We start from the raw sequence: 13002 nt of genomic DNA, 5'->3' as shown, positions 1-13002 counted from the left end.
GCTATTCTTATGTTAAAACACAGCATTTTTACATGAGAAGCTGGTCTGATGAGCACTGGGTTCCCAGTGGAAATTGCTCTCAAACCACAACACTCATACAGTTGTGTGTGTGACACTGTGATCCAGTGTGACTTAAATAAGGTTTTCCAGATTATATAATCGACAAAATTTCTGGATCCCAGTGTCAAGCACTGGGATGACAGGAATAGGTTATGGGATGAAAGGAGTGGATATTGGAATAGTAGCTGAAATGACATATTATACATATTTCAAATTATTCAAATTTCCTCTCAAAATTAGGTAAAGAGTGCTAGAATAAATAATAACACTCAAAGCTATTAAAGTTACTAAATAAACAATACGAGCTAGCCCTCTATCGAAAAACAACCCTGCTGATAAGTAATTAGAGAGATAAAGAACTATTGACATAACCAATGTTGCAGTGAGAATTTTTACAATATTTAGTAATAATGCTTGGCTAATCTTATACATCTTATTTATTGTTAAATAATTAATCAATAAAATAGAATTTATCCAAGTGGAAATGGAAGTAGCAATAGCAATTCCTATATGTTGGTATTTGTTCATTAATATGAGATTTAGTATTACATTAATTCCAAGGCACGTTAATGAGAACATAGTTGGTATTTTTAGCTTTCCCCTAGCAAAGAATGTGGGTAGCAATACTTTATTTATAATAAATGCGGGTAAAGAAAGAGAAAATGCTACTAATGTAGGAACAGTTTGCTGCACTGCATAATAATCAAATCGGCCGTAAGAAAAAAGCGTAAGTAAAATTATGTCAGGAATAATGATAAAAGCAGCAGTTATTGGCATAATTAATATTAACCCTATATTAAGGGCCTTGTTCTGTATTTTGACTATATTCTCAGTATCATTTATTCGTTTTGAAATCAGAGGAAGAAGTACTGTACCAATTGCAGTGCCAATTACTCCTTGCGGTAGTTGATTTAGTCTATCGGCATAATATATATAAGAAACTGCATTTGGTATAAAACTCGCCATGATTGTGTCAATCCATACACTTATTTGTATTACACAATTGTTGATAATTGCAGGTATCACACGTTTAAAAAATAATTTTACTTCGTTACTTAATTCTAAACTAAAAGAAAAGAAAGCCTTTAATTTGTATGCACTAAATATTATTAAAAGTAGCTGCAAAATCCCTCCAATCAGGACGGCTATAGAAAGGTTATGAGCCGGTGTTTCAATGTAAGGTAAAAACAAACTGATGATTAAACAGAGGTTCAAAATGATTGGTGAAATAGCTGTTGAAGCAAAATGCTGTTTTACTTGCAACATTCCACCAATAAGTGATGCGATTGACACGAAGATTATGTAGGGCATCATAATTTTCGACAAAGTTACAGTAAAGGTAAATTTATTTTGGTCAAATCCAGGAGTGAAGATTTTGATCATGTAAGGGAAGAAGGTTTGTGTGATAAGGCAAAAAATTACTAGAATAATAAACGTAATGGATATTACACTACTTGCGAAATTAAATGCCTTTTTATTATCATATGACTCTGCAGAGTATAATGGTATGAATGAGGTAGTAAATGCTCCCTCTGCAAAAAACGATCGAAATAAATTAGCAAAGCGAAACGAGGAAAAGAATATATCTGCAAGAGAAGTTGCACCAATAACCGTAGCAATCAATACATCTCTTATTAGCCCTAAAATTCTTGAAATAGCTGTAAAAAAACTAAATGTGAAAATACTTTTAAACATATCACGATTTCAATACGATTAACTATAATGCTAAAAGCATAAATGAAAATGTTTATTCGCTAAACTTAAAACTCTATGCAAAAGTAGGTAGCTTAAATAATTAATTGACTATTTATGCTTGTGTGTTAGAAATTTTATACCTTGGCGGGCGTAGCTCAGTTGGTAGAGCGTCAGTTTGTGGTACTGAATGTCGCCAGTTCAATCCTGGTCGCTCGCCCCACTAAAATTTTCCACTTTACATAAATATAAACATTAGATATTTTTTCACGGCCGTTAGCATTCCTTGTTGCTCTAGTATTTAGATGGCGGAGGGGAAGTTTGCGATTTAGAGTAAAAATGATGCCTATTAATTAGTGAGAGGGATTGTATGTATATTTGTTTGTTAGCTTATAGTATAGTGTCAGCACTAGGAGTATTAGCTTGTTGGTTAAGTTTTGACACTTCATCACCTTTAGCCATAGGTGGAATTGCTGGTTGTATAGCTCCAGCATTGATTGCGGTTTTTCACGTAGGATGTTTGCTATATAAGTTTTGCAAAAGAGATCCTGTTGGAGAGGATCATGGAAAAGTAGCAAATTTTTTGAGTTTGATGATATCTACAAGCGCTGCAATTGGAGTTACACTTGCTGGAAGCATAGCTGCTATTTTTCCTAATCCAAAAATAGGATTTACATTAATAAGTGGAATGATAGGGCTGATAGCACCGATTTTAGGGTTCTTTGCAACTGTAGCTATAGTGCATTGTGTAGATGAAACAGCAATTAAATCTGCAGTAAGTGCAATTTCGATTACAGATTCTACATATGTCAAAATATCTCAGGAAGAAGAAGTAGATGAATGTATTACCTTTCCGGAAGAAGAAGTTAATAAAAGTATCATTTTTCCCAAAGTTGAAAAAGTTTTTTCTGCGAGAGAGACGGCAGTTTGAGCTAAGTTAGTGTGCAATGTTGTAATCTGTAAAATTTGACATCAATCACTGATAGTTGGAATATTATAGAGTAGGAATTACTCAAGAAGATGCATAAGTACGATGTAGTGGTAGTAGGTGGCGGTCATGCCGGGTGTGAAGCAGCTACAGCTGCAGCTCGCCTTGGTGCAAACACACTACTTATAACTCACAAAATTTCAACTATAGGAGAGATGTCTTGTAATCCAGCAATTGGAGGAGTTGCAAAGGGTGTTGTAGTTAGAGAAGTAGACGCCCTTGATGGAATAATGGGGAGAGCTATCGACCGAGCAAGCATACACTCGGTCGTTTTAAATGGCAGCAGAGGCGCAGCGGTATGGGGCCCACGTGCACAGGCAGACCGAAAATTATACAAAAAAGCAATACAGGAAATTATTCTAAATTATAACAACTTGACAGTAAAAGAAGAGTCAGTTGACGATTTTCTTATAGAGAGTGACAACAACGGGGAGTCTTATATAAAAGCTGTAATAACAAGCTCGGGTGAACGTATACTGACAAATAAAGTTGTTTTAACTACAGGAACTTTTTTGCGTGGTGTGATTCATATCGGAGAGCAAACAACTCCTTCTGGAAGAATGGGAGATAAACCTGCAATAGAGCTTGCAAACACGCTAAAGAAGTATGATTTTAAACTGGGCAGATTACGTACCGGAACTCCACCGAGGCTTGATCGTGGCACTATAAACTGGTCGGTATTACAAGAACAAGTGGGTGACAATCCACCTACACCATTTTCTTATCTTACAGAGAAAATTAACCAGCCTCAGGTTTCATGTTTTATTACTCATACTAATGAACATACACACAAAGTAATTCGAGAGAATCTTCACAGATCAGCTTCTTCATATTTAGATAACGTTATTGCACCAAGATACTGCCCATCAATTGAAACTAAAGTTAAAAAATTTGCAGAAAAAAATAATCACCAAATATTTCTAGAACCAGAAGGGATTGATGATAACACTATATATCCAAATGGAATTTCAAATTCATTGCCCATCGAAGTGCAGTATGAAATGATAAAGAGTATAAAAGGGCTTGAAAATGCAGAAATATTAAGACCTGGATATGCAGTTGAATACGATTATATCGATCCACGAGAGCTATTTCATACTCTCGAAACTAAGAAAGTTAAAGGACTATATTTTGCTGGTCAAATTAATGGTACCACTGGATATGAAGAAGCGGCCGGGCAGGGAATTATTGCCGGAATCAATGCAGCACTCTCTTTATCTCAAAAAAGTTTTGTTCTTCATCGTACAGACTCATATATCGGTGTAATGATAGACGACTTGGTCACTAAGGGAATTGCTGAGCCTTACAGATTATTCACCTCGCGTGCAGAATATAGACTGGCAATCAGGTCAGATAATGCAGATAGAAGATTGACACAAAAAGGTTATGACATCTCTCTTGTGTCGCATGAGAGATACTCTGTTTTGCAGGGTAAACTTAAATCCATTAAGCAACTTGAGGAGAAATTAGAGAGCCTAACAATTACTCCTGAGCAGCTCAGGTCCTATGGCATTAAAATATCTTATGATGGAATAAGAAAAACAGCATTAGATTTGCTCGGTTATCCAAATATTGACTGGAATAAATTACGAGAAATATGGCCAGAGTTAAACATGGATTCCAGTGTCAGCTACTTGCATAACACCAAAGCACCTCTTCCTGTCATCCAAGTAGCTGACACTGGGATCCAGTACTTGAATGATGATAGAATGGATGCAGTTGACACTGAAAAAAATGTAGATTCCAGCGTCATGTGCTGGAATAACACTATAACTGATAGCATAGCCAAGAATGAAATATATGAAGCAGTTGCAATTGAAGCAAAATACAAGCCTTATTTAGTAAGACAAGAAGCCGATATGAAGTTTCTACAAGAGGAAGTTAATACTCAAATTCCAACTAATTTCAACTACTCACAGATTAAAGGCTTGTCAACTGAAGTGATAGAGAAGTTGCAATCAATAAAACCAGCAACAATTGGCATTGCAAAGCAAATACAGGGCATCACTCCAGCAGCAATAGTTAGCATATTAGTGTACCTTAGGAATAAGAAAACGAAAATAGCTGCTAATTCTGCGTAAGGTATTCCATGTCAAAAATCGAAGAATTTCGCTCTTTTATGCACGAAATAAATGTTGATGCATTTATGTTGCATACTAAAGACGAGTATTTAAATGAATATTCAAAAGAGTTAGCAGAGTTATGTGGCTTCACGGGAACAAATGGGCTACTTATCGTTACAAAGAGTAATAAGTGCCCATTTTTTACAGATGGACGCTATATCACACAAGCTCGCAGTCAGCTCGATCAGGGCAGTTTTCGAGTATATAATATACAAGAAGAGGATCCACACAAATGGGTAAAAGCAAACTTAACATTGACTACCTCACTGGGTTACTATCCGCAATATTTTACTATGAAGGACATAAGAAAATATGAAGGCATTTGTAAACTAGTACCATACTTAATTAAAAAAGATAGTAGTCATAAAGCACAAACAATAGTCTCACATGTATCTGGTGAGAGTGGTAAGGATAAATGTGAAAGAGTAGCTAAAAACATAGAGGCTGAAGCAGTGCTTCTGACTGATCCAAATTCAATTTCGTGGTTATTAAATTTAAGAAATGAAAGTGCTGAATATACTCCTTGTATATTGGGTCGTGCTATATTGTATAAAAATGCCAATGTTGATTTATTTATTCAAGATAAAGAACATTCAACTATAGAAGCAAATTTTGATAACCATATAAATGTTTTTGATATTAGTGAGCTAGAAAATTCACTACATAAGTTAAATTTGGTGGTGATAGATCCAAGCACGACTCCAATGAGCATTATGAATGCAATAGATCCCTTGTATAACCATTATTTAAATGAAAAATCAGCTTCGGTGTCATTCCAGTGCTTGACCAGAAATAAAAAAGCATGGATCCCAGTGTCAAGCACTGAGATGACAATAAGTAATGAAAGAGGTCTAATGGAAAATAAGCAGATAATTGAGAAGGAGGATCCTTGTTTGATTCACAAAGCAGTAAAAAATCAAACTGAAATAACTGGAGCTATAAGTGCGCACATCAAAGATGGAGTAGCAGTTACAAATTTTCTATATTGGCTTGAAAACAATATTGACAGTGAAATTACTGAGCTTGAAGCTGAAGAAAAAGTTTTAGAATACAGAAAAGAGCAGAATTTGTTTAAGCAACCGAGTTTTCCAACAATTTCAGCATTCAACGAGAATGGAGCAATCATTCATTACCGTGCAAGCAATAAGACAAATAAAGCTATTAAAAAAGATGGAATATATTTGATCGATTCTGGTGGTCAGTACCTTGATGGCACAACCGATATTACAAGAACTATAGCAATTGGTAGTCCAACCAATGAGCAACGAGCTCACTACACAATAGTATTAAAAGCTCACATTGCGATAGCAAGTGCGGTCTTTCCTTCTGGCACTACTGGTGGAGAATTGGACATATTAGCGCGTATACATTTATGGAAATTTGGAATGGATTACATGCACGGTACAGGACATGGAGTAGGAAGTTACCTTTCGGTACACGAAGGACCGCAAGCAATATCAAGAGGAAATAAAGTGGAACTCATTCCAGGCATGATACTTTCTAACGAGCCTGGTTATTATATTCCAGGAAAGTATGGAATAAGAATTGAGAATCTGATGTATATTGAAAGGCGAGAAAACGTCTTTTTAAGCTTTAAACAATTGACCTCTGTTCCTTATGATAAAAAGCTAATAGATATACAAATGCTTACTGAAGATGAAGTTAAATGGATAAATAGCTATCACCAATTTGTTTATAAAAATATAGAAAATGGCATAAAAGATAAGGAATGGTTAAAGAGAGTATGTGAATCTTTAAAATAGTTAATTTGTCATTTAATAAAGTATTAATATAGTTGTTCTTGTATTGTTTTTAATTAAAAACAATATATAATATTAGTTTCAAATAGGTGTAATTATGACAGATAAAATGCAAGATGATGAATTTATGAAGCAGTACATGGATACTTGCAAAGAGCAAATAGAAAAATTGGCAAGCGACCCTAATTTGCTTCAACAGACCTTAAAGCCATTCATGCAAATGTCTCAGCAACTTATGGCTGGCGGTATGCTAGAAGGAAATATGCCTAGCATGATACCTGATATGGGTGGTATGGATATCAACAAGATGATTGCTCAGATGAAGGAAATGTATGATTACATAAAGAGTAATCACAAAGAGCTCATGAGAAAAGATGCTTCACAAATTCAAGAGCTTGATGATTCCAGCAGAAGATTGAGAGGCTTGGTCAAGAAATTGATAGAGAAAGTTGAAGCTAAGTAGTATTTATTCATATCAAAGAGCTATAGCAGTAGTGAGGTTGCTCTCATTCCAATTTTAAATAAAAGGCATAAGTATTAAAAGAAAAAGTCTACAAAATGCTTTCATTCCTTAATAGGGATTAAGATGGTTTCGAAGTTTATTCAGGGGGCTAGTAAATGGTGTATAATTTTAACAATAAAGCAATACTTGATGCTTTGTTAGAATATTATGGTATAAATAGAGAAATTGAAGAAAGTGACAAATCTAATACTGTAAAAAATTTATTGAATCGTTTCACAAAAGAGAATCTTAATTATTTCACACATGTAGCTCCTTGGCTAAAAAATCTTGTACCAAAATTAGAAGGTGATACTCAAGAATTGAGACAACCTTCTACGTTACAAGCATTATCAATTGCACGAATAGTTAGAAGTCGTACTGAGCTACTTTTTAAATTATTTTCATCTGCCAAAAATGGTGATTTAGAGGCAGTGAAATACCTGGTAGAAAGAGCAGAAGTAGATGTTAATGCACAAGATATGTTTGAATTCACTTCTCTAATGTTTGCTGCTGCAAGTGGTCATTTGGATGTAGTAAAGTATCTAGTAAAAGAAGCAAAAGTAGATGTTAATGCAGGAAATGAATTTGGAAACACTCCTCTAATATTTGCTGCTGAAGATGGTCATTTGGATGTAGTAAAGTATCTAGTAAAAGAAGCGAAAGCAAATGTTAATGCAAAAAATGAATTTGGGGAAACTGCTCTAATGTTTGCTGCTAAAAATGGTCATTTAGGTATAGTAAAGTGCCTGGTAGAGGCAAAAGCAGATGTTAATGCAAGCATCGAACAGACAAAATCTGTCAAATCAGAAAGAAACACACAAATTTAAGTTTTTAGTAATTTTCAAGTATAATTGTAGAGGGAGCGCCTCTGCAGTTATGATCGACATTTTCAATGGTGCCTAAGTGCCCGTATGCAAGCATGGTCTTGGAAGGAACGGTCAAATCATTGATGGAGTCATTTAGACTACCTCGGTTAGGAGATTGTACTATCAACCGTTCCAAGCTGAAGCGTTTCCCTGTAACAAATTATATGTAGGAGTTACCATGAAAAAAGCAAAAAGTAAATTAGAAATAGTGAATCCTAATGCAGCAGGAATAGACATTGGTTCAGCTGTACACTATGTGTGTGTACCTGAAGGAGGAGATGAACAACGCGTTCAGAAATTTGGCTGCTTTACTGAAGACCTTCATAACTTAGCACAGTGGTTGAAAAAGTGTAAAGTTACAACAGTAGCTATGGAATCAACAGGAGTATACTGGATTCCTTTATTTCAAATACTTGAGTCATATAAATTCGAGGTAAGATTGGTAAATGCACGGCATGTAAAGAATGTACCTGGTAGGAAGTCTGACGTTCAAGATTGCCAATGGCTCCAACAACTGCATAGCTACGGACTGCTTCATGGATCGTTTAGGCCAGATAATCAGATGTGTGTATTGCGCAGTTACGTGCGGCAGCGCAGAAATCTCACTGAAAGTGCATCTACGCATATTCTACGTATGCAGAAGGCATTAATTCAAATGAATATACAATTACACAAGGTTATTAGTCATATTACTGGGATAACTGGTATGAAAATCATTGAAGCTATAATTGAAGGCGAAAGAGATTCTGAAAAATTAGCAGAATTCAGGGACGTGCGAATGAAAAATGATCAGTCTACTATTGCAAAAGCGTTAGCTGGTGACTATAGAGAAGAACACTTATTCACGCTAAAGCAAGAATTTGAACTATATAATATTTATCAAGAAAAAATAGCAGAATGTGATAGAAACATTGAAGCCTATTATAAAACGTTTGAAACAAAGTCTTGTGAAAGCAAACAGCTAAGTAAGCAAAAGAATAAAAATAGCAAAAGTAAGCCAAGCTTTGCTTTGTATGAGGAACTGCACCGAATCACTGGTATGGATTTCACTAAAATTCCTGGATTTGATGTATTAAGTATACAAACCATAATTTCAGAAGTTGGTATAAACCACAGCAAATGGCCAACAGAAAAGCACTTTTCGTCGTGGTTGGGACTCAGTCCTGCTAATAAAGTTACAGGGGAAAAAGTGTTTAATACAAGAACACGTAAAGTCATTAACCGTGCTGCAAATGCTTTGCGAATAGCTGCTCATTCTGTAGGAAAGAGTAAAAGTGCGTTGGGTGCATACTACAGAAGATTGAAAAAACGACTAGGAGCACCGAAAGCAATAACAGCTACTGCAAGAAAAATGGCATGCATATTTTATAGTATGCTCAAATACGGACAGGAATATGTAGAAAAAGGAATGGAATACTATGAAACACGCTATAAAGATAGAATTGTAAAAAATTTGATCAAAAAAGCGAGCGAATTTGGCTACATATTAGTTCAACAAGAAGAGTTAGTTGAGTGAGTTTCTTAGGAGAAATGACTGTGAAGATACTCCTCTAATATTTGCTGCTGAAAAGGGTCATTTAGGTATAGTAAAGTGCCTGGTAGAGGCAAAAGCAGATGTTAATGCAAGAAGTAATGGTAGACGCTTTGAAGAAACAACTGCTCTAATATCAGCTATATATAAGGTTCATTTGGATGTAGTAAAGTATCTAGTAAAAGAAGGAAATACAGATGTTAATACGCAAGATAGAAAAGGAAACACTCCTCTAATGCTAGCTGCTCAGAGAGGTGATTTAGGTATAGTAAAGTGCCTGGTAGAAGCAAAAGCAGATGCTAACACAAAAAACTACTATGGAGCAACTGCTCTAACACGTACTACTCAAGATGTAAGAAAGTACTTGAAAAATCATGTACGAAAAATTAATGAAATAGAACTTCGGAAGGAGCGTGTCTGCATTAGCGTTTGTGGTGCAGTAGGTTTTATTACAGGTTTTGCGGTAGCATATAATACACAAGCAGCTATTGCAACGTGTGCAACATCAGCTGTTACTGGTTTATTATTGGGTGCAGTAGTTGGTTATTTAGCTATAAAAGTAAAAAGAGAAAAACGTGAAGATCCAGATATAGCTGTAGTTACTGCACTTAAAAATATCCTTACTATTCAATGGAGTACCTGGCCGACAGTATGCTAAGGACGAGAAGCTCGGATTTAAATAACAATAAAAAAGTATTTGAAAAGATATAGCTCTTTTGAGATACTGCTTTGTTTTTAAATAGGATTTTTATCTTTAAAATAGTATTTTACCTTTTTGGGTGATGTGGAAATTCTTGAATTTTATAGAATTTTGTTTAATATTGATGCATGAGTCAGTTTTACAAAAAAACATAAACACAAAAGAGATGATTGAACTTAAAAGCCAAGAAATTTGTCCAAATGGAAATAAGAAAAATTTGATTATTTTTTTTTCATGGTTGGGGTTCAAGTGGCGATAATTTCGCTCACCTTGCTAAAGTTATGAGCAAATTTTTACCCGATTCATGTTTTGTGGTACCGAATGCTCCGTTTGAGAGGGAAATAGGTGATGGTTATCAGTGGTTTAGTTTAGAGGATCGTAGTGAAGAAGCACTATATAATGGGGTGAAAAATGCTGCATCAATTGTAAATCATTTTATTGATACAAAATTAAAGGAGCTTAATTTAAAAGATACTCAGCTTTCTTTAGTTGGATTTTCTCAAGGGGCAATGCTTGCAATACATGTGGCTCTTACCCGGCTTCAGTCTTGTGCATCGGTTGTTGCATATTCTGGTAGGTTTCTTTCACCTTCAAAAATTGCACCGGAGATCAAATCAAAACCCAGCATATGTGTTATTCATGGTGACGCTGATGATATGGTACCTTTTTCTTCCCTTGATTTAGCGGTTAAAGCTCTGAAAGAAAATGGAGTAAACGCTCAAGGATACCCAATTCATGGATTAGGCCATATTATTAATGAAGAAGGAATAAGGTTAGGGGTTGAGTTTATCAAGAAAAATTTTGGAAATTAATTTCCATGCACTTGTTTTGCTTTGGTTACGGATATGTAGCTAAATTTCTATCGAAAAAATTGCTAAATTTAGGCTGGAAAGTTAACGGTACATCAAGAAATAAAGATATACAACTTTTTGATTATGAAAAGGTTGATCAAGATCTGCTTAAAAGCGTAACGCATGTTTTAGTTTCTATTCCTCCAGACGGCGATGATGTTATGGAGAGATACGGTCATTGTCTGGAGAATATTAAATGGCTTGGTTATCTGTCTGCAACTAATGTTTATGGTGACCACTGTGGTAATTGGGTGAATGAGGAATCTGAAACAAAGCCTATAGAAATTAGAGGAGAAAAGCGCCTTGAGTCTGAAAAGAAGTGGCTAAGTAGCAAATTGCCTGTACATATTTTTCGTTTGGCTGGGATATATGGTCCTGGTAGAAATGCGCTAATTGACCTGCAGCTTGGCAAAGCAAGAAATGTGAAAAAAATTTTTTCTCGTGTTCATGTTGAAGATATATCGAATATTTTATTTTCTTCCATGCAAAATATAAAGCCTTATGAGATATACAATTGTGCAGATGATTTACCTGCTACGCAATCTGAAGTGGTCACGTATGCAGCCGAGCTTCTCAATATTAGCCCTCCAGAGCCAGTTGAGATTTCTTCCGTACCAAATTACGCACGGGGTTTTTATTTAGGGTCAAAAAAAGTAAGCAATACTAAAATTAAAAAAGACCTTGGTGTCTCTCTAGTTTATCCTGATTACAAGGTGGGTTTAAAGAGTTTGTATATATTAGAATAGAGAAAATAGATTGCCAGATGCAAAAATTTTTCTTGAATGTTCCTTGTTTTGATGTAGTACCACTAGGCATACTATTATATAGAGGTAAATATGTTCAGCAATCAATCGCTCCCGGTTGAAAATATTCTATTACATCAAGCCGCTTATAATGGTAACATAAATGAAGTTAGGTTATTACTTAATGTAAAAACTGATATCAATATCAAGGATAAAAAAGGATTTACAGCCTTGCATTTTGCTGTTTATTCAGGACATTTAGACGTAGTAAAGTTACTAATCAGTAAAGAAGCTAATATTCATGCAAGAACTACTAAAGGCAGTACAGTTTTACACTTTGCTGTTGTAGCTAAAAGCAAAGCTATAGTAGAGGAGTTAATTAAAGCGGGAGCTGATCCCAATATAAAAGACTGTACTGATGGTAAGACACCTTTACATATTGCTGCTCAAAATGGACTTGTAGAAGTTGTAAAGGTGTTACTTAATACTCAAGAAATTGAGATTGATGCTAAAGACAATGAATTTGGTATAACAGCTCTGTACTTAGCCTCTCAGAACGGACATACTGAAATAGTTGAACTATTAATTAGCACAAAAAATGCTGATGTTAACATAGTAGATAAAAAAAATAATGTCACACCCTTGTATCTAGCTGCTCAGAATGGGCATGAAGCAGTAGTCAAGTTGCTTCTTGATAATGGTGCTAAGGTCAATGGCTGTAATGTCGATAGAGATCCTTTAAGTGTAGCTATCAAGAATGGCCATAAGAAAATAGTTGAGTTATTACTTAGTATAGAAGGAATAAATGTCAATATTGGCGATAAGATTGGCAATACACCTCTACATATAGCAGCTATAACAGGCCGCAAAGAAATAGCAAGATTACTATTAGCAAAAGGAGCTGATGCTAATATTAAAAACCATTCAGGAGATACTCCTTTACAAATAGCTGAGATAATTGAAAACTCTACAGTTTTTATGCTTGAAAAGGATACAAATTCAGTACTTCTTGTGAAAAAAGGAGTTAAGGAGCTTTTGTCACAACATGTGAAGAACAACAAACCTAGCTCATCAGTAGATAAAATTGACGTATCTGTTCAGCAGAGTAGCAAAATAAGATAGATGAGAAAACTAGTTTGTGACATTGGCGTCCAGTTAAATTTACATGGATTCCAGTGTCAAGCAC

The 13002-nt window shown here is 35.1% G+C and carries 10 protein-coding genes, 1 tRNA gene and 1 pseudogene; 11 read left to right on the top strand and 1 reads right to left on the bottom strand.

The annotated features are described in order from the left end of the window. Positions 1-258: 258 nt before the first annotated feature. The gene (gene murJ / locus ACICP1_RS04825; RefSeq protein ID WP_353278770.1) at positions 259-1755 is read right to left on the bottom strand and encodes a murein biosynthesis integral membrane protein MurJ; all 1497 of its coding nucleotides are present in this window, start codon (positions 1753-1755) and stop codon (positions 259-261) included. Positions 1756-1899: 144 nt separating this feature from the next. Between murJ and ACICP1_RS04820 the strand changes: the two genes are divergently transcribed. The 11 genes and pseudogenes from ACICP1_RS04820 to ACICP1_RS04770 all read left to right on the top strand — a co-directional run bounded on the left by ACICP1_RS04820 (position 1900) and on the right by ACICP1_RS04770 (position 12938). Further along, a tRNA-His gene (locus ACICP1_RS04820) sits at positions 1900-1975 on the top strand. Between the two features lie 147 nt (positions 1976-2122). Continuing rightward, a complete protein-coding gene (locus tag ACICP1_RS04815) occupies positions 2123-2683 on the top strand; it encodes a hypothetical protein (RefSeq protein ID WP_395461194.1) in 561 nt (186 codons plus the stop codon). Positions 2684-2772: 89 nt separating this feature from the next. Continuing rightward, positions 2773-4821 carry a tRNA uridine-5-carboxymethylaminomethyl(34) synthesis enzyme MnmG gene (mnmG, locus tag ACICP1_RS04810; RefSeq protein WP_395461193.1) on the top strand — a complete coding sequence of 683 codons (2049 nt, stop codon included), beginning with the start codon at positions 2773-2775 and terminating at the stop codon, positions 4819-4821. Between the two features lie 8 nt (positions 4822-4829). Then, positions 4830-6626, top strand: a complete 1797-nt coding sequence (locus ACICP1_RS04805; protein WP_395461192.1) for a M24 family metallopeptidase — start codon at positions 4830-4832, stop codon at positions 6624-6626. 94 nt (positions 6627-6720) lie between these two features. Then, a complete protein-coding gene (locus ACICP1_RS04800) occupies positions 6721-7086 on the top strand; it encodes a hypothetical protein (protein ID WP_019236690.1) in 366 nt (121 codons plus the stop codon). Between the two features lie 155 nt (positions 7087-7241). Then, positions 7242-7952, top strand: a complete 711-nt coding sequence (locus ACICP1_RS04795; protein WP_395461191.1) for an ankyrin repeat domain-containing protein — start codon at positions 7242-7244, stop codon at positions 7950-7952. A 217-nt stretch (positions 7953-8169) separates the two neighbouring features. Beyond that, positions 8170-9507 carry an IS110 family transposase gene (locus ACICP1_RS04790; protein WP_395460864.1) on the top strand — a complete coding sequence of 446 codons (1338 nt, stop codon included), beginning with the start codon at positions 8170-8172 and terminating at the stop codon, positions 9505-9507. Continuing rightward, positions 9500-10180: an ankyrin repeat domain-containing protein gene (locus ACICP1_RS04785; protein WP_395461190.1), complete on the top strand. Its 681-nt coding sequence runs from the start codon at positions 9500-9502 to the stop codon at positions 10178-10180. The genes ACICP1_RS04790 and ACICP1_RS04785 overlap by 8 nt, the downstream gene beginning before the upstream one ends. Positions 10181-10388: 208 nt before the next feature. Continuing rightward, a pseudogene (locus tag ACICP1_RS04780) lies at positions 10389-11034 on the top strand (alpha/beta hydrolase). Positions 11035-11039: 5 nt separating this feature from the next. Beyond that, complete coding sequence (locus ACICP1_RS04775; RefSeq protein WP_007302062.1) at positions 11040-11819, top strand: SDR family oxidoreductase; 780 nt, start codon at positions 11040-11042, stop codon at positions 11817-11819. 90 nt (positions 11820-11909) lie between these two features. After that, a complete protein-coding gene (locus ACICP1_RS04770; protein ID WP_353281369.1) occupies positions 11910-12938 on the top strand; it encodes an ankyrin repeat domain-containing protein in 1029 nt (342 codons plus the stop codon). The last annotated feature ends 64 nt before the right edge of the window (positions 12939-13002 follow it).

This window comes from Wolbachia endosymbiont (group B) of Ablattaria laevigata (assembly GCF_964277395.1).
In the GTDB taxonomy this organism is placed as follows: domain Bacteria; phylum Pseudomonadota; class Alphaproteobacteria; order Rickettsiales; family Anaplasmataceae; genus Wolbachia.
This window is presented reverse-complemented; position numbering and strand designations above follow the sequence as displayed.

What these genes read in the sequence shown, in the direction of transcription:
- murJ (WP_353278770.1), bottom strand. Translation starts at nt 1,755, where the DNA reads ATGTTTAAAAGTATTTTCACATTTAGTTTTTTTACAGCTATTTCAAGA.
- ACICP1_RS04815 (WP_395461194.1), top strand. Translation starts at nt 2,123, where the DNA reads ATGTATATTTGTTTGTTAGCTTATAGTATAGTGTCAGCACTAGGAGTA.
- mnmG (WP_395461193.1), top strand. Translation starts at nt 2,773, where the DNA reads ATGCATAAGTACGATGTAGTGGTAGTAGGTGGCGGTCATGCCGGGTGT.
- ACICP1_RS04805 (WP_395461192.1), top strand. Translation starts at nt 4,830, where the DNA reads ATGTCAAAAATCGAAGAATTTCGCTCTTTTATGCACGAAATAAATGTT.
- ACICP1_RS04800 (WP_019236690.1), top strand. Translation starts at nt 6,721, where the DNA reads ATGACAGATAAAATGCAAGATGATGAATTTATGAAGCAGTACATGGAT.
- ACICP1_RS04795 (WP_395461191.1), top strand. Translation starts at nt 7,242, where the DNA reads ATGGTGTATAATTTTAACAATAAAGCAATACTTGATGCTTTGTTAGAA.
- ACICP1_RS04790 (WP_395460864.1), top strand. Translation starts at nt 8,170, where the DNA reads ATGAAAAAAGCAAAAAGTAAATTAGAAATAGTGAATCCTAATGCAGCA.
- ACICP1_RS04775 (WP_007302062.1), top strand. Translation starts at nt 11,040, where the DNA reads ATGCACTTGTTTTGCTTTGGTTACGGATATGTAGCTAAATTTCTATCG.
- ACICP1_RS04770 (WP_353281369.1), top strand. Translation starts at nt 11,910, where the DNA reads ATGTTCAGCAATCAATCGCTCCCGGTTGAAAATATTCTATTACATCAA.